At 61.4% G+C, this 19,244-nt stretch carries 15 protein-coding genes and 1 pseudogene; 10 read left to right on the top strand and 6 right to left on the bottom strand.

Annotated features, from left to right (window positions below; genetic code table 11):
- The first annotated feature begins 6 nt into the window (after positions 1–6).
- The 7 genes from PI86_RS08170 to PI86_RS08140 are packed head-to-tail and all read left to right on the top strand — an operon-like array spanning position 7 to position 8,959.
- Positions 7–2,538, top strand: a complete 2,532-nt coding sequence (locus PI86_RS08170; RefSeq protein WP_039320813.1) for a type VI secretion system Vgr family protein — start codon at positions 7–9, stop codon at positions 2,536–2,538.
- A gap of 5 nt (positions 2,539–2,543) precedes the next feature.
- Positions 2,544–3,518: a DUF4123 domain-containing protein gene (locus PI86_RS08165; protein WP_052319412.1), complete on the top strand. Its 975-nt coding sequence runs from the start codon at positions 2,544–2,546 to the stop codon at positions 3,516–3,518.
- Positions 3,519–3,561: 43 nt separating this feature from the next.
- On the top strand, positions 3,562–6,462 hold the full coding sequence (locus PI86_RS08160) for a T6SS effector BTH_I2691 family protein (RefSeq protein ID WP_039320807.1): 2,901 nt from the start codon (positions 3,562–3,564) through the stop codon (positions 6,460–6,462).
- Positions 6,459–7,190, top strand: a complete 732-nt coding sequence (locus PI86_RS08155) for a putative type VI secretion system effector (RefSeq protein WP_014899048.1) — start codon at positions 6,459–6,461, stop codon at positions 7,188–7,190. The genes PI86_RS08160 and PI86_RS08155 overlap by 4 nt, the downstream gene beginning before the upstream one ends.
- A gap of 21 nt (positions 7,191–7,211) precedes the next feature.
- Positions 7,212–7,943: a putative type VI secretion system effector gene (locus PI86_RS08150; protein WP_039320790.1), complete on the top strand. Its 732-nt coding sequence runs from the start codon at positions 7,212–7,214 to the stop codon at positions 7,941–7,943.
- A 21-nt stretch (positions 7,944–7,964) separates the two neighbouring features.
- On the top strand, positions 7,965–8,696 hold the full coding sequence (locus PI86_RS08145) for a putative type VI secretion system effector (protein ID WP_039320787.1): 732 nt from the start codon (positions 7,965–7,967) through the stop codon (positions 8,694–8,696).
- Between the two features lie 11 nt (positions 8,697–8,707).
- Positions 8,708–8,959 carry a PAAR domain-containing protein gene (locus tag PI86_RS08140; protein ID WP_039320785.1) on the top strand — a complete coding sequence of 84 codons (252 nt, stop codon included), beginning with the start codon at positions 8,708–8,710 and terminating at the stop codon, positions 8,957–8,959.
- Positions 8,960–9,006: 47 nt separating this feature from the next.
- Here PI86_RS08140 and tssF read toward each other — a convergent pair whose 3' ends face one another.
- On the bottom strand, positions 9,007–10,113 hold the full coding sequence (gene tssF, locus PI86_RS17855) for a type VI secretion system baseplate subunit TssF (RefSeq protein ID WP_268745899.1): 1,107 nt from the start codon (positions 10,111–10,113) through the stop codon (positions 9,007–9,009).
- Positions 10,034–10,816: a type VI secretion system baseplate subunit TssF gene (locus tag PI86_RS17850; protein ID WP_268745895.1), complete on the bottom strand. Its 783-nt coding sequence runs from the start codon at positions 10,814–10,816 to the stop codon at positions 10,034–10,036. Before PI86_RS17850 ends, tssF begins: the two co-directional genes overlap by 80 nt.
- A gap of 390 nt (positions 10,817–11,206) precedes the next feature.
- Between PI86_RS17850 and PI86_RS17935 the strand changes: the two genes are divergently transcribed.
- The 3 genes from PI86_RS17935 (at position 11,207) to PI86_RS08120 (ending at position 12,920) form a co-directional block, all read left to right on the top strand.
- Complete coding sequence (locus PI86_RS17935; protein ID WP_161792359.1) at positions 11,207–11,584, top strand: hypothetical protein; 378 nt, start codon at positions 11,207–11,209, stop codon at positions 11,582–11,584.
- A gap of 104 nt (positions 11,585–11,688) precedes the next feature.
- Positions 11,689–12,564 (top strand): LysR family transcriptional regulator, encoded by an 876-nt coding sequence (locus PI86_RS08125; RefSeq protein ID WP_039320780.1) that lies wholly within the window; start codon positions 11,689–11,691, stop codon positions 12,562–12,564.
- Positions 12,565–12,635: 71 nt separating this feature from the next.
- Complete coding sequence (locus tag PI86_RS08120; protein WP_039320778.1) at positions 12,636–12,920, top strand: transcriptional regulator; 285 nt, start codon at positions 12,636–12,638, stop codon at positions 12,918–12,920.
- A gap of 72 nt (positions 12,921–12,992) precedes the next feature.
- Here PI86_RS08120 and PI86_RS08115 read toward each other — a convergent pair whose 3' ends face one another.
- From PI86_RS08115 to PI86_RS08105, 4 genes and pseudogenes are all read right to left on the bottom strand, one after another.
- Complete coding sequence (locus tag PI86_RS08115) at positions 12,993–13,739, bottom strand: transporter (RefSeq protein WP_039320776.1); 747 nt, start codon at positions 13,737–13,739, stop codon at positions 12,993–12,995.
- Positions 13,740–13,806: 67 nt separating this feature from the next.
- The gene (gene mgtA, locus PI86_RS08110; protein WP_039320775.1) at positions 13,807–16,578 is read right to left on the bottom strand and encodes a magnesium-translocating P-type ATPase; all 2,772 of its coding nucleotides are present in this window, start codon (positions 16,576–16,578) and stop codon (positions 13,807–13,809) included.
- A gap of 47 nt (positions 16,579–16,625) precedes the next feature.
- Positions 16,626–16,784 carry a hypothetical protein gene (locus PI86_RS17540; protein ID WP_014899057.1) on the bottom strand — a complete coding sequence of 53 codons (159 nt, stop codon included), beginning with the start codon at positions 16,782–16,784 and terminating at the stop codon, positions 16,626–16,628.
- A gap of 503 nt (positions 16,785–17,287) precedes the next feature.
- Positions 17,288–18,939, bottom strand: a pseudogene (locus tag PI86_RS08105) (S8 family peptidase).
- Between the last annotated feature and the right edge of the window lie 305 nt (positions 18,940–19,244).

The following is a 19,244-nucleotide window of genomic DNA, read 5'->3' as shown; positions in this document are numbered from 1 at the left end:
AGCTGCATGGGCCACACCGCACTTTATAAGACGTTGCGTCTGGGCAACGCGCAATACAATCGTCTAGTCAAACTCGACACGCCGCTTGGCGTCGATTGGCTATTGCCGCTCTACGTAAAAGGAACGGCCAAGCTGGGCCGCGATTATGAATTCGTGGTTGATGCGGTTTCGCCGCGCGGCAGTCAGATCGAACTCAACGCGCTGCTTGGCAAACCCGTCACGCTTTGGATTCAACAGACCGACGGCACGTACATGCCGATCCACGGTTACGTTCACAGATTCAGCCGGTTGGGATTCGATGGGACGTTGACCTATTACAAGCTGGTATTCTCGTCCTGGCTCTATTTCTTGCGGCTGCGTCGCGATATGCGCGACTGGCAGGAGCAGAACGGCGAGCAAATTCTGACCGACGTCTTCAACGAGCATCCTCAAGCGCGCGGCGCGTTCCGCTACGATCTTCACAAGCCGCTGCCGTCTTATTCGAATCGAGTGCAGTGGGAATATGACCTGAACTTCGTCCACCGCAGCCTTGAAGAAGTAGGCGTGTTTCCGTACTTCGAGCAGGCGGACAACGGCCGGTCGCACATGATGGTCCTGACGGACGACGTCTATTTCGTCCCGCAACTGAGACAGTCCATTGTCGAGTTCAGTCACACGGGGTTCAGTGGTGAAATGGACGGATTCGTGCAGTGGAAGGAGCAGCTTCAGATCGAAAGTGCTCAACTGACATCGCGCTCGTTCGACTACAAGCGACCTGATCTTCCGCGGCAGGTTCAAGGCGTCACCGATACGCAGAGCGAGTTGCCGACGGATGGCGAGGTCTACGACTACCCGGGCGCATACATGTGGTCGGACCGTGAGCAGGGCGAGCGCCTCGCGCAGATCCGACTGGAGGAGAGGAAGTCGCGAATGAAGCGCTTCCACGGAGTGGGCGGCTTGCGCTGCGCGATGCCCGGGCGGCGCTTCGAATTGCAGGGCCATCCGGTCCATGACGCCGGAAGCCAGCCGGATCGTGAATTCGTGTTGCTCGGGGTGGACTGGCTGATTCGCAATAATCTGCCTGGTCTGGATGAGGTGGGGGATTTTCCCGACGGCCTGGCTGCGGAAATCGCGGAAGCGAAGGTGGGTGCGACGGTGAGCCACGCGGATGGTGGCGAAGGTTTCTTTCAGGTGACGGTTGAAGCGCAGCCCCGCAACGTGCCGTTCCGCAGCCCGTTCGAGCACAAGAAGCCGGTCATGCAGTTGCAGAACGCGATCGTCGCTGGGCCCGGCGGCGAAGAGGTTTATACGGATTCGCTGAACCGCGTGAAGGTGTGGTTCCACTGGAATCGCCGCAACGGTCAGGATGAACGTGCGTCGTGCTGGGTGCGTCCGACCTTCCTTGATGCAGGCTCGAATCGTGGCGGGATTCAGCCGTTACGCAGGGGCGACGAAGTGGTCGTCGGTTTCATGGAAGGCGACTGTGACAGGCCTGTCATTATCGCGAGGATGTACGGGGGTGCTACGCAGCCGGTATGGCATACGAACGGCTTGCTGTCCGGTCAACGCTCGCGCGAGTATGGCGGCACCGGCTACAACCAGCTCGTAATGGACGACTCGACGCAGCAGAATCGGGTTCACCTTTACTCGAGCAGTTATCAGTCTCACTTGCACCTCGGATACCTGATCCAGCAGACGGACAATACGCGCGGTGCGTTCCTCGGCAGTGGTTTCGATCTCAAATCGGACGCCTACGGTGCCATTCGGGCGGGGCAGGGCTTGTTCGTATCTACCCACCCGACAGCGACGAACCAGCCGTTGAACGTGACGGCTGCTTCCGAGCAGTTAGCCAGCGCGGAAACCGTTGTTGATTTGACGTCGCAGGCGAGTTCGGCGAATCAGGCGGAGAGCCTGCAAGAAGGGCAGGACGCGCTCAAGAAATTTACCGACGCGACGCACTATAGCGTGAGCGGCGGCGCTGGCAGCGGCGGTCGTACGGGCGGCGGCGGCACGGGCAATGCGAATGGCTTTTCGACGCCGATCATGCTGATGGCGAGTCCTGCGGGTGTGGGGCTGTCGACACAGGAGTCGGCGCAGGTCACGGCGAACCAGCAGGTCAATATCGTCAGTGGCAAGAGCGTGCACGTGGCGGCGGGCAAATCGCTGATCGCAAGCGTGATGGAGAAGATCAGTCTGTTCGCGCAGAACGCTGGAATCAAGCTGTTTGCAGCGAAGGGAAAGGTCGAGATCCAGGCGAAAAGCGACGAAATGAAACTCTCGGCGCTCAATGACGTGACGATTGCCAGTTCGAATGGGAAAGTTGTTATCTCGGCAGAAAAAGAAATCTGGATCGGTGCAGGCGGTTCGTATATCAAGATCACGCCTGACCTGATCGAGAACGGCACCAGTGGCCAGATTCTGGAAAAGTGTGCGTCGTGGGATAAGCCGGACGCATCGTCGATGCGTCTACCTTCGCCGATTGTCAGCGTGCCGAAGGGGTGTGCCTGGAAGACGGCTTCGGCGTCCGCAGATAGCGCATCGAGCGTTGTGCTGGAGTAATGGATATGGACAACTCAGACGCGCCAGGTGTCGACGAATCCCGGGAGGCCGCGGCGATAGCTGCGGCTGTCAGCAGCTTGCGCACATATTTCAGCAAGCAGCCGGAGATGCACTGCTATCTCGTCGTCGATCCGAGCCAGCGGGATTTCACAAATGACGACGAGGAAGCCGAGCGGTTCCGGGAATTGACGCGTGCGATCGTGGAGATCAGGCACGACGCGTTTCCCGACAGTCACCGGCCATATCTTGTCGACTTGGACCTTGCTACCCCCGAAGGGGCTGGAGTTTTGGCGGAGAGTGTGAAGATTGCCTTCGAGGATCGTCGCCCGATGTCAATGGCCGAAGGACTGGGGCAGCGTGTCGGTGGATGGCTCGCCAGTGAGGCATCGTTGGATGCGGTCGCCGAGCATTGGGGCCGCCACGTTCTACAGTACAACGAAGACGGGCTGCCGTCTGTGCTGCGCTTCTATGATACGCGAGCACTCAGTTTGATCTGGCCAGTGCTTTCCGAAGAGCAACAGCAGGCGCTGTTGGGGCCGGTAAAGGTCTGGCATGCGCTCGACGCGGGCGCCCAACCTCGCACGTACAGTGTGTCGGCAGGGTCACGTGCCGATCTTTCGTTGACGACGGAGCAATGGCAGCAGATTCACCGTCACGGATTGATCAATAGAGCGCTTGCGTTGTATGCCATGAAGGTTGAACGTCAACCGGAATCATCCGAAGTTGCTGCGGCAGTCGCTGCCGCCGAGCGTGCGGAGCACTATGGACTCTTTGACCGGGACGATCGCGTGGCATTCGTTGAGAATGCGCTGACATGGCATCCGCAGTTCGATCTACATCCGAAAGTGCTGCAGCTTTTGGGCGCAAGAGCGCCAGATAAGTTTTATACGGCAGCCGTTGGTGTATTGACAGAAGAAGATGTCGCGGAAATTCGAGACGGTGCCTGGTACGAGCGATTGAGCGCTTCGTCGTTCCGTTGATTGGTGTTGGCAAAATTGCCTGAATTCGATACGAAGAGAGCGTATGGCAGCAAATAACCAGAAATGTGCCAACTGTGAGAAAACGGGGCTGCCGATCTTGCCGGTGCGGTACACCGTCCTGCCCAAAACGGTAAAGGCCAAGATGCCAGCCGGCATCGTCGGCGACCGTGTGACGAACGTCAGCCTCACCGAGCATCAGTATGGCCTCCGGACTTTGCGCGACGGTTGGCTCTATCTCTTCTACCCGGTAGGTGCACGTGGTACCAATTACTGGGAGGCATACAAGGTGACTGAAGACGGTAGGTTATGGAAGCAGTCGCGACCGCTGCCGTCGGTTCCGACGACCCATCCACACTGTGCGCAGTGTGCCATCGCCGTACCGATGGATGTCATCGCGATCGAGCAACCCGAACTGTGTACGGGCAAGGTCTATATCGCGTTCTCGCAACTTGCATGGCATCCACGAACTTTCGATAAATACGAGGTTTACGTAGACTTGCGTGAACAACGCATGCAATGGATCGAGCCGTCAAAATGGATCGCTACCGGAAAGGATGGGACAGGCCATGCGGTCGTTGCAACGGAGTCGTCAGTTAACGATGTACTCGAGTACATGCCGGGCCTGGATGCAAAACAGATGGGCCTGTTTGATGGCAAGCAGCGCTTTACTGCAGACGATGGTAGCTATCGAGAAGATCTGCTTGCCCGTGAGGTGTCGCGTTATCCTTTGAACATTCGGCAGGCATCGCCAGCATCGGCGAGCCAGTCGCTTGTGAAAATGATGGGCCACGTTGGGAAAAAGGATGCCGGCGGTGGCGGGGCTGCTCCGTCGACCTATCCCCCAATGTTGTTCGCTTTGTGGGATGCGGTCGGCAACGTTCACGAACTGAACGGCTTTCGAAACGACCCGGTATCCTGGCTCGACCGATATGGGTCGCAGCAGGAGCTCGGCATGAAAGTGATGGCCCTGAACGACATCGACACGGCCAAACGTATCGTCGATTCGCGTACGAAACAGAACCTCGCCACTCAGGAGGCCATGGCGAAAGAGGCGCATGCGATGACACCGCTCGGCTCGGCGACAGCCCGCGCGGGTTTGGCCGCGCAACGCACCAGAGCGCTGGCGGGCGCGGATGCTGCGCGTGCCCAAGAGATCAATGCGTATTATGATGATCTCGACTGGATGGCTGCCAATAACATCCCGGGGAGCTATCAGACGCGTCTTATCCAGATTGGCCGATTTAGTCGCGCGGGCAGCGCGAGTTCAAGCGCGCCCTACCTTGGCAAGTACCGCGATGAGATCATGGACGAAGCGCGTGAGTATGCGAAAGCGCAACCCGGGTTCCATGATCGCAATCTGGACAGAATGCAGAAGTCCGAATGGTCTAGGTACGAAGCCCGGGTTCAGCGCAAGCGGATCGAGGACTTCCGCAAGCCATACAAGAAATTGCAAGACTCGGTGTTCCAATTGCAGGAAACGCGCAGCAACGATGTCGGAAAATGGTTGCGGGCGAAACTTCTTTCGGACACGCTGGAGGACTATTACTGCGACGATCTTAGTGACAGCTTCGAATTCGAGGTTGTGGTTGCAATGGCAATCGACGGGCTGGGGTCAACGCCCAAAGGGCTTACGATTCTCGATGATCTGGTCGGGCGCTGGAAGCCGACGGACAAGGAAAGCATAGTGTGGCGGGCGGTTGCCATGAACCATCCAGCTGGGCGCGAGGAGCTTGAGAAACTGCTCGCCAGCGCGTTGGAGCACAAGGATAAGCCGCTGGAGGACGATGGTGTCAAATATGTCGTAACGGCGGTGAAGTACATTGGCAAACTGACCGACTACTATAAGAAATATTCGAAATTGGCGCTCGAGACAAACCCGGCGAAGATTTCGTACTTGGGAGCAATGTACAAGGAGCAAGGGCGTGACGTTCTGCTCATGAATATTGGCGATCGAGTCTTCGAAAAACTTCGAATCAACAAGTTGGGCGATTTTGTCGGGGAGAAGATTGTTCAGACGCTGTTTCTCCAGCGAGCGGGCATACCTGTCGAAGACGCGCTGACACTCGTCCGCAAGCAAGCCCTGTATGACAAAGTGAGTCGAAGCGAAATTTTGCAGCGCTTTCGTACGGCGCGAACCGTGTTAACGGCGTCGACGAAGGCGGGGCCAAACCCGACCACCGAGTTGTATGAGGTGTGGGAAAAGTTGAAGGCCGACAAGGACGCGAACGCGATGAAGGAACTTCGTCTCGGTCGCATCGCGGTGATTGCTGCGCTGTGTGAGTTGGTGAATTTTTGGCATCTGTTGTCTGAGGCCAAGGATGAAGATACCAACGCTAAGCTGATCAAGTCGGGCGCGTCGCTCAGTGCGTCGATCATCACGATTACGATGACTCCGTACTACGGGGCGCTGAAGAAGGCTGTTCGGACGATGAGTTGGAAGATGGTGGGAGGCTTTTTGTCGGGAGCTGGGGCATTTGCTGCAGCATGGTTGGACTATGGAGCAACTCAAAAAAAGCTGAAGAGTGGTCAGTATGACGTCATGTGGGTCTTGGTCGCCAAAACGATGTTGGGGGTCGCCGCCGGTACGGCCTTTGTCATCGATGCCATCAGTACTGCTGCACCGTTATTCAAGAAGTTGGCAGCCCGCTCAGGGAATAGAGTTGTCATCATGGCGGTCGAGACTGTTGCATCGCGGGTGGCAATGGTTGCATCGCTCCGAGTGGTAAGCATGCTGATTACATGGGAAGCGACGATTGGGGTGCTTGCACTTCAAATACTCGCCGACGTCCTGACCCCGAACGAGTTGGAATCGTGGTGTTCTCGCTGTGCATTTGGCACCGGGCAAGAGGCTATTCTCCGTGTGAAAGATCACGGTGTCGAAAAATACGCGGATATGGCACAGCAGGAAAAAGCCTTCGATAAGGCAATGACGGAGATGGCATGAGCTTGGAGCGCGAATACCCAGTTCAGGTGTTGCGAGGCACGATCAGCAGGTTGAAGTCCCGACGGCGCCAGCAGGACTTTGTCTTGAATGAAACCGAGCATGCTTATATGCAGGCAACGGCCGCAGGTGCTGCGTTGGCCGGCATGGGGGCATTCGCGATCGGATTGGTCCAATCGTCTGCGAATTCCGAGGAGGAAGCGGACTGGGTGGAATTTGAACTCGACGGCAAGCAGATCGAGGGATGGCTCTGGAAGATGCCGATGAAAGAGGGTGACGAGGTGGAGATCGTAGCCGAACCGAGGCCGCGTGATCGGTACTTTGCGTATTCAATCCGGAGAGTCGGGGACGATACGGTGGCGGTGTATCCGCATGCGACGAGGGGAAGGACGGCCCTTTATCGATGGCTGATGAAGATCATGTTGTGGTTTTTTGTACCGATCTTCGCCCTAATGTGCTTCATGCTGTCACGTGATGCAGATGGTATCGACAGGACGACCCTCGTGATAGTCCTCGGCGGGGCAGGTGTCTTTTCTCTATTGATATTCTGGATCTTATTTTATCGCGCTTATCTGAAGATGAAGCGCTTTGCCAAATTGGCCGAAGTCATTTTTTCGTGTTATGGCTGGAGGGATGTACGTAAAATCAGCCTGATACATTCGTCGAAACAGATGAGGCCGGAGAATCGGGATCTTGACTACGGCATTCACTACTTTCGTTATCGGCCTTGAGGGGTGGATGGCGGAGATAGCATGAGTTCGGAGCGTGAATACGCAGTTCAGGTGCTGCGAGGCAGGATCAGCAAGCTGAAGTGCTGGCGTCGCCAGCAAGACTTCGTCTTAAGTGAAGCACAGCACGCCTACATACAAGCGACGGCGGCCGGTGCGGCGTTGGCTGGCATGGGTGCATATGTAATCGGGTTGATTCAGTCTTCAGCGAACTCCGAAGAAGAGGCGGACTGGGTGGAGTTTGAACTCGACGGCAAGCAGATCGAGGGATGGCTCTGGAAGATGCCAATGAAAGAGGGTGACGAGGTGGAGATCGTAGCCGAACCGAGGCCGCGTGATCGCTACTTCGCCTACTCGATCCGAAGGGTCAATGATGATGTTGTCGCGGTTTATCCGCACGCGACAAAAGGTAGGTCAGCACTCTATCGATGGCTGATGACGATCATGTTGACTACGTGGGTGTTTTGCAGTGGCATTGTAACGGTCCTGATGTCCCGCGATCACGCGGGAGTTGATTTAAATACGCATATCTTAGTAATGGCCGCCGCATGGATTTTTTCGTTACTTGTTTTTTGGATATTATTTCACCGTGACTATCTGAAGATGAAACGCTTTGCTAGGCTGGCTGAAGTCATTTTCTCGTGCTATGGCTGGAGCGATGTGCGCGGGATCAATCTTGTGCGCTCGTCGAAACAGATGAAGCCGGAGAAGCGAGATCTCGACTATGGCATTCACTACTTCCGCTATCGGCCTTGAGGTGCGGACGGCGGAGATGGCATGAGTTCTGAGCGAGAATATGCGGTCCAGGTGCTGCGAGGCACGATCAGCAAGCTGAAGTGCCGGCGTCGCCAGCAGGACTTCGTCTTGAATGAAGCACAGCACGCCTACATACAAGCGACGGCGGCCGGTGCGGCGTTGGCGGGCATGGGTGCATTTGCAATCGGGTTGATTCAGTCTTCAGCAGACTCTGAAGAAGAGGCGGACTGGGTGGAGTTTGAGCTGGACGGCAAGCTGGTCGAGGGATGGCTCTGGAAAATGCCGATGAAAGAGGGTGATGAGGTCGAAATTGTTGCTGAGCTGAGGCCACGGGATCGATACTTTGCCTACTCCGTCCGACGGATCAGTGATGATGTGGTGGCAGTGTATCCGCACGCAGCGAGAGGGAGGTCAGCACTTTATCGATGGCTGATGAAGATCATGCTGAGTCTATTTGTCCCTATTTTCGGGTTGTTGTGCATTCTACTATTCCGCGACGCCGATGGTGTTGAGCGAACGACGCTTGTAATATTCCTCGGCGTAACCGGCGCCGCCGCTCTAATGATCTTCTGGATACTATTTCACCGTGCTTACATGAAGATGAGGCACTTTGCTAAATTGGCTGAAGTCATTTTCTCGTGCTACGGCTGGAGCGATGCACGTAGGATCAATCTCGTGCGTTCGTCGAAGCAGATGAAGCCGGAGACTCGAGACCTCGAATATGGCATTCACTACTTTCGCTACCGCCCGTAAGGCAATCGACGATGATGAATCTCATCCGCATCGGTGACGACACCGACCACGGTGGCAAGGTGATCACAGGTTCGTCGACGATGCGTTTCGATGGCCGTTTCGTTGCTCGCAAGGGCGACGAGGTATCCTGCCCCCAACACCCAGACGTCAAACCGAATTTGATCGAGGAGGGCGACGAATCGATGACAGATAACGGTGTTCCGATTGCCCGGCACGGTCACCGGGCGACCTGTGGCTGTCACCCGATTTCGAGCCTTACGTGACCTGGACGAATTGCGGCGCGACTTGATCGAGGCTTCGGGGCAGGCAGTCAGGCGAGCATGATTGTGCCTGGCCGCGGCGTGCAACGTCGAATTTCCGCGCCTGTGTTGGCCGACATCACGACAAGTTGGACAAAACTCGTCACTGGCGCATGCGCGGCGAAGAAGTGATCCATCACGACGATGAATGTGCTGAGACTGACGGCGGCAAACGCTTGCTTGTCGACAGTCAACGTCACTTCGAGACCTCGCACGAAGCTCGGCATCGGCTCTCCCGGAAGCCAGAGCCGCTTGACGCGATGGCTCAGATTCGTCAGTCCGTCGAGCAGGTTCGCGTATCCCGCAGAGTGAGCAGCGAATTGGCGGAACAGGCGCTTTAGTTCCACGAGCCCGGTACGGGTCAATTCGATCGAGTGTGGGGCGAACTGTGTGATGAGCCGCCAAGCCGCATCGCCTTCCTTCGACAATCGTGCGACTTCCGTCGGTGCGTCCAGCATCACGGTGCGTGAAACCATCGTTCCTTGTTCGTTCACCAGATCGCCGTCCTCGGCTCCGGCCCGCATCGCGCGAGGGAGACTGCCATTCGAGCAGGAGACATCCGCCGTTATCTGTTCGATCCCGGTGTCGTTCGCCGGTCGGCCGTCGAGTTCGACCAGGCTCAGCGCGGTTTCCTTCTTTCCCGATGGCGAGGCGACGTTGTGTTGCTTGAGAACCCAATAGGGACCGGCCGGTTTGGCGGAACTGCCGTGCATGAGCGACGTGAACGGATGAATGATGTTCGCTCCGGATCGGCTCGTGGTGGTGCGGACCGCGTCGACGGACCAGATTTCGACGCCGGCGGCATCCGTATTCTGGGATTGCACGGGGTACGTGTCCGTGATCGGATTTCGCTTGACTGGCAGCGACGTAAGCCGGAACAGGTTGACGATCGGTGTGCAAAAGAGCTTCAGATTGTTCGCCGACAGATTCTTCAGTCGCTGTGCCGTCCACGAATCCGGATGAACGCCGCAAATGGCGAGATGCAATGTGAGCTGCTGGCCGGAACCTGCCGCATGCACGAGCGCAGCGAGGTCGACGTCAATGAAATCGAATTTCTTCGGAAACGCAAAATATTCGCTCAGTAGCCGCAGGGCCGGCGGCCCGTGATCTTCGTCGATCAGTTTCTCGGCGCCATCGAAGCCTACGGCGGTGAGCGGCGGTGTGGGCCGTTGACCAGCGACATTCGATGTTTTCGACGAAGGCCGCTGTTGTGCGCATCGTCATCGTGTCCATTACCGTACCGACGACTTCGCGGGTGCCATTGACATGGATGCGCAACGGGCTGGGGACGGCTTCGAGGCGAAAGTCGGGCCGCGCTACCTCGAAGGTGATGGAGAGCAGGCCGGTCGTACCGGGAGGCAGCACGACGTCGGCGGGCACAGCCGTAGCCGATGCGTAGCGCGCTGCCGAAATGCGCACAGGCGCCAGCGCTACGTCATATACGGTGCGGAAACGGCAGTCTTCTACCTTGCTTGCAAGTTCCGTGTGGCGGGCAATGACTGATGGCTCAGTGAGCTTTTCGAACATGTCCGAGACATCGAACTGGGCAACTGCGCATGCCGGAAGCGCTCGAAGATACTGGGGATACAGCATGCCGAGGAGCGCTTCGGCAAATTCAGGATAGTTGTCGTCGAGCCGATTGCCTATATCCGCGGCGAGGAGCGCGAACGACTGCAACATCCGTTCGATATGGGGATCTTCGGAATGGTCGCCGGAAATCCCCAGGCGAACGGCAATTTTGGGATAGCGTGTCGCAAAGGTTCCAATCGATCGGCGCAGTAGCGCAAGTTCTCGTTCGTAGTGCGGAAGCAGTTGATCCATTGCGTGAAGTGATGAACCTGCAAGGCGGCGAACCGATATATTCGCCGACTGTTTCGGTTGCGCTGAATGGTGTCGGGCACGCTAACGTCTGACGTTGCCATGATAACCGCTTGACGAAAAAACCGTCGATCGACTCGGGGAATTCCAAATCCACGACCGGCGCACCCGAAACGGCTATTTAAATTTCGTACTGGCGGCCGCATATCTTTGTCGTACATGTCCCAACATGACGAATTACATGCGGTGCTGCGCCGTAGTCGCGCTTTGCGCGACGCAGTCGGAAAACATGGACCGGTTTGCCGGGATTCGACCTTTCGCGGATTGAAGGCGAAGCACCGCTTCGCTTGTGACTACCGGTCGCGCGCAGGACGGCGCCCGAATTCACCGTTCGTGTCGACCGACGAGCAGATCAGCATCCATCAAGAAGAGAACCTTGAGGGGATCGCGATGCACGTGGCCGAATGTCGTCGTTGCCGCGCAACGCTGGAGATGGCGGTACGACGCTACAAACCGATGACGATGAATGTTCGACGGGGGCACACCGCAGCAGGTGGCGTGGTTCAGCGCGGCCAGTTCCGCCGCGACACGATCGCAAAGCTGATCGCGATCGAACCCGTCACGGTGCGTTCCGGCGCGTCTTCAATCGCATCGCCGAAGCGAAAACGGCGGCTGCGTCCGTCGCTGCGTCCAGCACGACGCTTCGTTGCGCGTGCATCGGCCGCGGCGACGGCATCGCACGATGTATCAGCCAAGCACTCGGCCGCTTGATCAACAGGCATGACAGTGAATTCCGCGAAGGGCATGCCCGTATTGAACGTCACGCCGTTCGATCAGTAAAATGAATGTTTCGATCGACATGATTCCTTTAAAGAATGGAATTGAAACTGCTGCGCACCTTCCTGACGGTCACCGAGCTCAGCCATTTCAGCCGCGCGGCCGACACGCTGCACATGAGCCAGCCGGCGCTGAGCAAGCAGATCGGCGCGCTCGAGGCGAGCCTCGGCGGCAAGCTGTTCGAACGCGGCAGGCATGGTGCGGAGCTGACCCCGTTCGGTGAACGCTTCCTGCCCGACGCGCAGGCGCTCGTGCGCGATGCCGACGAAATCCTCGCGCGTGCACGGGAGGCGACCAGCGGGCAACGCGGCCATCTGCGGCTCGGCATCTGCCTGTCCGTGCTGACGCTCGTGCCGAAACTCGTCGCGGAGTTCCGGCGCCGCAATCCGGGTGTCGCGGTCACGCTGAGCGACCTGTCGTCGTCCGAGCAAACCCGTCGGCTGCGTGCCGGCAAGCTCGACGCCGGGTTCCTGCGTTTGCCGTCGGATGAAGGGTTGTCGTCGTTCAAGGTGATCGACGAGGCGCTCGCGCTCGCGGTGCCGCCGCACCTCGGCTTCAAGCGCGTGCCGGCCGATCTCGACGTGCTCAACGAGATCGGCTTCATCGCGCTGCAGCGCGCACGCGGCCCCGGGCTCGCCGCGCAGATCGACCGGTGGTGCGTCGAGCGGCACTTCGTGCCGCAGGTCACGCAGCAGGCGGAGGACGTACAATCGGTGCTCACGTCGGTCGCGGCCGGGGGCGGCGTTGCGTTCATTCCGTCGCACGCGCAGTACCTGCTGCGCGACGCGACCGTGTTGCCGCTCGCCGGCAGGGACGCGAAATGGCGCGTCGGGCTCGCATGGCTGTCCGGCCGCGACGATCCCGTGACCACGCGTTTCGTGTCGTTCATGCGCGCCGCGATCAAGGGCGCATGACCGGGCGTATAGTGTCCGCGATCGCCTTCCGCCCGAATGCCGGCCCGGCGCCGGCTCACGAACCCGACCCGATGACTTCAGAACCCGACGACTCCCCGCTCGATCCCGCGCTCATTGCGACGCTCGCGACGCTGCATGAAGCCGCGACCGATCCGTCCGGCAAAACGTGGTCGCTGCCGAAGATCGCGAAGCGCACGCAATTGCCGATGAGCACGCTGCGCCGCGTGCTGACGCAGCTCGACGCCGCCGGCTTGAGCGCGACGACGCTGAACGACGACGGCACCGGCAGCGCCGCCTTGACCGAAGAGGGGCGCGCCGTGTGCGTGCAACTGTTCGGTGGGAACGACCGCGGATGAAAAAACGGGTCGCCCGAAGGCGACCCGTCATATTGCGGTTCGACATGCGGCGTCGGCCGCATCGACACGGCATCACCACCGCGCCGTCACCCCACCCATGACGGAATGACGGTAGGTCTGGTCGTTCAGCCCATGCCGGTAGCCGACGTCGAGATCGAGCCAGGGCTTCGGCGAGTAGATCGCGCCCGCGATTACGAACGCCGGATTCGCGCCGGCCGTGCTTTCGGTGTTGCGCGACAGGCCGATGTCGGCCACGAGCTGCACGTTGTCGGTCGCCTTGTAGAGCGCCGCGGCCGACACGGCCCAGACCGAGCGCAGGTCGCCCTGGCGGTTCGGCTGGTAGGCGAGGCCCGCATTCGCGAGCAGCGAGACGCGCGCGACGTCGGCTTGCGCGAGCAGCGTCGCGCCGGTGCCGACGCGGCCCGTGCCGAGCCCGCGATCGTCGTTGCCGGTCGGCATCGTCACCTGCGGTTTCAGCGCAAGCGACAGCGGCCCGCGTTCGACGAAGCGCCACTTCATGCCGATCTCGACATCGCCGATGCCTGCGCCGTGGTCGTCGGTGCGCGTTTGCAGATGCGTGTAAGGCGCGTTCACATAGAGATCGACGTGCTCGCCGAACCCGCGCGTGAGCGTCGCGTTCCACAATTGATGGCGGCCGTTTTCGTCCTGTTTCGAGGTTTGCTCGCCGTTGAACTCGAGCTGCCAGTTCGCGTTGCCCTGCGTACCCGTGTCGTCGCTGACGAGCGGATGGGCCGCATACGCGTCCAGCGGCGCGAAGAGGGCGCTCGCGGCGGCGAGCGGAAGCATGCTTCGTTTCATTATGTCACCCGTAGTGCATCGTGGGCGGCCGGCCGATGCGGGCCGGCACGCCACCGTTCGGAGGAAATCAGAACCACTGCTGGTAGCGACGCACGTAGATCGTCTTGACGATCTGCGCGAGCAGGATGTAGCCGACCATCGTCGCCGCGAGCCACAGCCAGTAGGTGCCCGGCAGGTGCATGAAGCCGAGCGAATCCGCGAACGGCGAGAACGGCAGCCAGCAGCCGATCGCGATCGCGGTGAACGTCGACAGCAGCACCGGCAGCGCGGCCGTGCTCTGCAGGAACGGGATCTTCTGCGTGCGCAACAGGTGCACGACGAGCGTCTGCGACACGAGGCTCTCGATGAACCAGCCCGAGTTCATCACGATCTGGCCGCCCGAACCGCCGTGCAGCTGATACATCGCGCCCGCGCCGAACACGGTCCACATCAGCACGTACGTGGTGATGTCGAACACCGACGAGGTCGGCCCGACCCACAGCATGAAGCGGCCGATGTTGCCGGCTTCCCACTTGCGCGGCTTCTTCACGAACTCGGGATCCATCTTGTCCCACGGCAGCAGCATCTGCGACGTGTCGTAGATCAGGTTCAGCACGAGCAGCTGGGTCGCGAGCATCGGCTCCCACGGCAGGAACGCGCTGGCGACGAGCACCGAGAACACGTTGCCGAAGTTCGAACTCGCGGTCATGTTCAGGTACTTGAGAATGTTGCCGAATGTCTCGCGGCCCTTGATCACGCCTTCCTCGAGCACCATCAGGCTCTTCTCGAGCAGGATGATGTCGGCGGTTTCCTTCGCGATGTCGGCGCCGCTGTCGACCGAAATGCCGACGTCGGCGTCGCGCAGCGCGGGCGCGTCGTTGATGCCGTCGCCGAGGAAGCCGACCGTGTGGCCGTTCGCCTGCAGCGCCTTGACGATGCGCGCCTTCTGCAGCGGCGTCAGCTTCGCGAATACGGTCGTGCGTTCGACGACCTGCGCGAGCGTCGCGTCGTCGATCGCCTCGATTTCGGCGCCGAGCATCGGCTTGCCAGGTTCGAGGCCGACCTGGCGGCACACCTTCATCGTGACGGTCGCGTTGTCGCCCGTCAGCACCTTCACCGCGACGCCGTTTTCGCGCAGCGCGGCGAGCGCCGGCGCGGCCGATTCCTTCGGCGGGTCGAGGAAGGTCAGGAAGCCGCGCACGACGAGATCGCGCTCGTCCGCGGTGCGGTACTGTTCGCGTTCGTCGCCGCGCGCAATGGTGCGCGTCGCGAGCACCAGCACGCGGAAGCCGTCCTCGTTGTACGCGTTCGCCTGTTCGAGCAGCCGCTTGCGCGCAACGAAGTCGAGCGGGCGCACGCCGTCCTCGTCCTGCACATGGGTCGACACCGCGAGCATTTCCTCGACCGCGCCCTTGCAGATCAGCAGGTGCGTGCCGTGCGTGTCCTCGACGACGACCGACAGGCGGCGGCGCACGAAGTCGAACGGCAGCTCGTCGATCTTCTTGTAGCCCTGCGGCTTCACGCGCTCGCCGATCTCGTCGGCGCGTGCGACGACGGCGATGTCGATCAGGTTCTTCTGGCCGCTCTGGTGGAAGCTGTTCAGCCAGCCGAGCCGCAGGATGTCCTCGTTCTTGTGGCCGGACAGATCGAGGTGGTGTTCGAGGATGATCTTGTCCTGCGTGAGCGTGCCGGTCTTGTCGGTGCACAGCACGTCCATCGCACCGAAGTTCTGCACGGAGTTCAGCCGCTTCACGACGACCTTGCGGCGCGCCATCGCGATCGCGCCGCGCGCGAGGTTCGCGCTGACGATCATCGGCAGCATCTCGGGCGTGAGGCCGACTGCCACCGCGAGCGCGAACGTGAGCGCGCTCAGCCAGTCGCCCTTGGTCAGGCCGTTGATCATGAACACGATCGGCACCATCACGAACATGAACTTGATCAGCAGCCAGCTCACGCTCGAGACGCCTCGGTCGAAGCTCGTCTCGATGCGCTTGTGGCTCACGACGTTGCGCGCGAGCGAACCGAAATAGGTGTCCTCGCCGGTCGCGACGACCACCGCCGTCGCGGTGCCGCTGACCACGTTGGTGCCCATGAAGCACACGTTCTCGAGATCGAGCAGCGACGTCGACGCGTCGTTCGCCGTGCCGGTCGCGCCTGCCGCACCGGCATGCGCCGACTTGCCGGCAACCGCGCCGAGCGTGTCGTACTTCTCGACCGGCAGTGCCTCGCCGGTCAGCACGGCCTGGCTGATGAACAGGTCGCGCGACGCGAGCAGGCGCACGTCGGCGGGGATCATGTCGCCGGCCGACAGATGCACGATGTCGCCAATCACCACTTCGCGCATCGGCACCTCGCGACGTGACGGTTCGGACGTGGCGGTCACCGCGCGCTGCACGGTCGCGGTCGTGCGGACCATCGCCTTGAGCTTCTCGGCCGCGCGCAGCGAACGGAATTCCTGCACGAAGCGCAGCAGCGCGCTGATCGTCACCATCGCCAGCAGGATCGTCATGCCGACGTAGTCGCGATCGTCGGGCGCCGCGAAGTAGACGTCGGTGCAGAAGCTGATCGCGGCCAGCACCAGCAGCACGTAGACGAACGGATTGTGGAACGCGTGCAGCAACTGGTGGGTCCAGTGTGGCGGCTTGTCGTGCGCGATTTCGTTAGGGCCGTTGTGCTGCAGGCGATCGGCGGCCTGGTCGTAGGTGAGGCCGCGCGTGCTGGTGCGCAGCGACTTGAAGGTTTCCTCGAGCGGGCGGGCCGCTTCCTGCGCGGCGCGCATGATGCGCGGTTCGTGCTGCTGACCCGGGCCGCCGCGGATGAAGCCGCGCTGTTTCTGTTGCGATGTGTTTCGTTGTGTCATGTGTCGCTCCTTGCGCACGAGGCGGCGGGCGGGGAGCGACCGTGACGCTATCGACGCACGAGCGCTCCCGGCCGCGTCGCGTCGGGCGCGATCGGCAGTGGATCGGTGAAGGGAGGAACGCTCGCCGGCGCGTGGAGTGCGGTCGGATGGCCGATGCGCAGCGTCGCACCGGCGAGCGGTAATCGACTACTGTCGTCTGAGTTCATCTGCACTCCTGTCGGTTGCGGGTAGACGGCGCGGGCGATCGGTGGCCGCGCACGCACGAGGGCGCACGGCCGAACGGCACGCGAACGGAAGACGCACGCAGCTCGCGCTGCGCGCGGCACGAACGCACGCGCGCGACGACGCAGCACGAGCATTCGGCGATATCGAAAGAAATTCGGCGGGGATTCTGGCCAGTCAGGCCGGAAGGGCGCCGCATCCTGCTTCCCGGGATGCGGCAGACGACGAGGCTCTGCGCGGTTTCCTCAGGCAGCAGTCAAGTTGGTCGAGGACCAACTACAACTCGCATCGGTGTTCACAGAACACTCCATGTAATTAGACGGGGCCGATGGTAATAGGTCGTCGTGCGAAGCGTCAACCCTTTCTCCGCCCTTTTTTCGGGCGATTCTTGCAGAACGTTAGCGAGGCGTTGCCGGCCGGACGGATAAAAAAAACCGCGCGCATGACAGGCAGGCATGCACGCGGTTGCGGAGAAGCAGGGCGCCGGCTATTGCGTGGCCGCCGTGACGGCAGCGCCTGCATCGGCAATCCCGGCACCGGCCGGCAGCGCGGTGCACGACGTGCTGGCCGGCAGCGTCGCCGCGCGCGCGCCGCCTTGCAGCTTCTGCTGGATCTGCGCGGGCGTGAGGTTGCCATTCACCGCCAGCATCAGCCCGACGATGCCCGTCACCTGCGGCGTCGCGAAGCTCGTGCCGCTCGCGGGGCCGTACGAATCGGTGCCCGGCGTCGTGGTGCCGCTGTTGGCCGTCGACAGGATGTTGACGCCCGGCGCGCTCAGTGCGACGTCGGCGCCGAAGTTGCTGAATGACGCGCGGCGACCGGTCGCGTCGGTCGCGCCGACGCTGATCACGCCGTGGCAGTTCGCGGGCTGGTCGAGCGCGGTCGACAGGCCGTCGTTGCCGGCGGCCACGACGACGGTCACGCCTTTCGCGTTCACGTCGTCGATTGCCTGCTGGAACGTCGCGCTGCATGCGCCCACGCCGCCCAGGCTCAGGTTGATGATCTTCGCGGGAGTTGGGTTCGTCGGCACGCCGACGACCGGAATGCCGGCCGCCCAGCGCATCGCATCGGCGATGTCGCTCGTCACGCCGCCGCACTTGCCAAGCACGCGCACCGGCAGGATCCGGCCGAGCCACGACACGCCGGCGACGCCGATGCCGTTGTTGGCGGTGGCGCCGATCACGCCCGTCACGCGCGTGCCGTGCCAGCTGCTGCTGCCCGGTTCGCTCGCGCAGTGGTAGAACGGGCCGCTGGCGTCGTCGAGTTCCTGCTGCGTGACCCAGTCGCCCGGATCGGTTGCGTCGATGCCGCGCGCCTGCCCGTTGTTGCTCGTGTTGACGTTCGAGATGAAGCTGTAGCCGGGCAGCAGGTTGCCGACGAGATCGGGGTGCGGCCGGTAGCCGGTGTCGAGCACCGCCGTGACGACGGTCGGCGAACCCTTGGTCCGCGTCCATGCGGGCGGCGCGTTGATGCCGACGCGCGCATCGGACAGATACCACTGCTGGCCGTAGGCGGGATCGCTCGGCGTATCGCGGACCCGCATCGGATGATCCGGTTCCGCGTAGTCGACGTCGGCGTCGGCCGCGAATGCCTGCGCGAGCGCCGCCGCGTCGCCGGACGCGAGGCGCTGGCCGATCGACAGCACGGCCGCGCCGTCCGACAGGGTCCGCTCGACCTGCACGTTCAGCGGCGCCTGCGACGTCGTCGCGGCGGCATACGCACGTGCGGCGCCGCTCGTCGTCGGTGCCGTCAAGCGCGCCATCGAGCGCTGGATCACGGCGTCGAGTCGCGTGCCGGTGTCGATGGCGGCCATCGCGCGCGCGGTTGTCACCGTCTTCAGTTTGACGATCAGGTGATCGACCGGCGGCTCGGCTGGCGCGCTCGTCTGGGCGGCCATCTGCACGGCGGCTTGCTGGGTCGTGCACGCGTTGCTGCCGCCGGTCGCGGGCGGGGTCGTCGGGTTCGGGGCGGGCGAAGGCGCGGGGGCGGGTGCTGCGTTGGAGGAAGACGGATTGCTGCCGTCGCCGCCACCGCCGCCGCACCGGCGAGCGGAAGGAGCGCGGCGGCGGACAGCATGCCGGCGAGCATGCGCGCATGAGCGGAGCGGGCCAGCGCGAAATTGAAACGTTTGGCTCTCATGGTGAAACTCGATCCTCGTAGCTAGCCGTCGTGCCGGCGGTGGCGCTGGGTCCCGGAACACCGGACCTTGTCGTTGTTGTCTGACGGTCGCGCCCAGGTTGCTGCGACGCGCCATGCACTGGGTAACGGCCGCCCCGGGCGCTTCTTGAGTGCGGTTCACGAGAAAAGGCCGGGTCGCCGCAAACGATTCCGTTGCTGCGTCACAGCGCGATTGCGGGACTGGAACGGACGACCGGGCAGGCGGGACGCGACCGGATGCGGCCGGCCGGGCGCAATGCGTGATGCACGCGCGTTTGCGCGCCACG

The sequence above is a fragment of the Burkholderia sp. A9 genome, from assembly GCF_000801975.1.
Note: the sequence above shows the minus strand (reverse complement) of the source record. Positions and strands in the feature narration are given on the sequence as shown.

Excerpts from the sequence above, each read along its gene's own strand:
- PI86_RS08170 (WP_039320813.1), top strand. The coding sequence starts at position 7 with ATGGGCCACACCGCACTTTATAAGACGTTGCGTCTGGGCAACGCGCAA.
- PI86_RS08165 (WP_052319412.1), top strand. The coding sequence starts at position 2,544 with ATGGACAACTCAGACGCGCCAGGTGTCGACGAATCCCGGGAGGCCGCG.
- PI86_RS08160 (WP_039320807.1), top strand. The coding sequence starts at position 3,562 with ATGGCAGCAAATAACCAGAAATGTGCCAACTGTGAGAAAACGGGGCTG.
- PI86_RS08155 (WP_014899048.1), top strand. The coding sequence starts at position 6,459 with ATGAGCTTGGAGCGCGAATACCCAGTTCAGGTGTTGCGAGGCACGATC.
- PI86_RS08150 (WP_039320790.1), top strand. The coding sequence starts at position 7,212 with ATGAGTTCGGAGCGTGAATACGCAGTTCAGGTGCTGCGAGGCAGGATC.
- PI86_RS08145 (WP_039320787.1), top strand. The coding sequence starts at position 7,965 with ATGAGTTCTGAGCGAGAATATGCGGTCCAGGTGCTGCGAGGCACGATC.
- PI86_RS08140 (WP_039320785.1), top strand. The coding sequence starts at position 8,708 with ATGATGAATCTCATCCGCATCGGTGACGACACCGACCACGGTGGCAAG.
- PI86_RS17850 (WP_268745895.1), bottom strand. The coding sequence starts at position 10,816 with ATGGATCAACTGCTTCCGCACTACGAACGAGAACTTGCGCTACTGCGC.
- PI86_RS08125 (WP_039320780.1), top strand. The coding sequence starts at position 11,689 with ATGGAATTGAAACTGCTGCGCACCTTCCTGACGGTCACCGAGCTCAGC.
- PI86_RS08120 (WP_039320778.1), top strand. The coding sequence starts at position 12,636 with ATGACTTCAGAACCCGACGACTCCCCGCTCGATCCCGCGCTCATTGCG.
- PI86_RS08115 (WP_039320776.1), bottom strand. The coding sequence starts at position 13,739 with ATGAAACGAAGCATGCTTCCGCTCGCCGCCGCGAGCGCCCTCTTCGCG.
- mgtA (WP_039320775.1), bottom strand. The coding sequence starts at position 16,578 with ATGACACAACGAAACACATCGCAACAGAAACAGCGCGGCTTCATCCGC.
- PI86_RS17540 (WP_014899057.1), bottom strand. The coding sequence starts at position 16,784 with ATGAACTCAGACGACAGTAGTCGATTACCGCTCGCCGGTGCGACGCTG.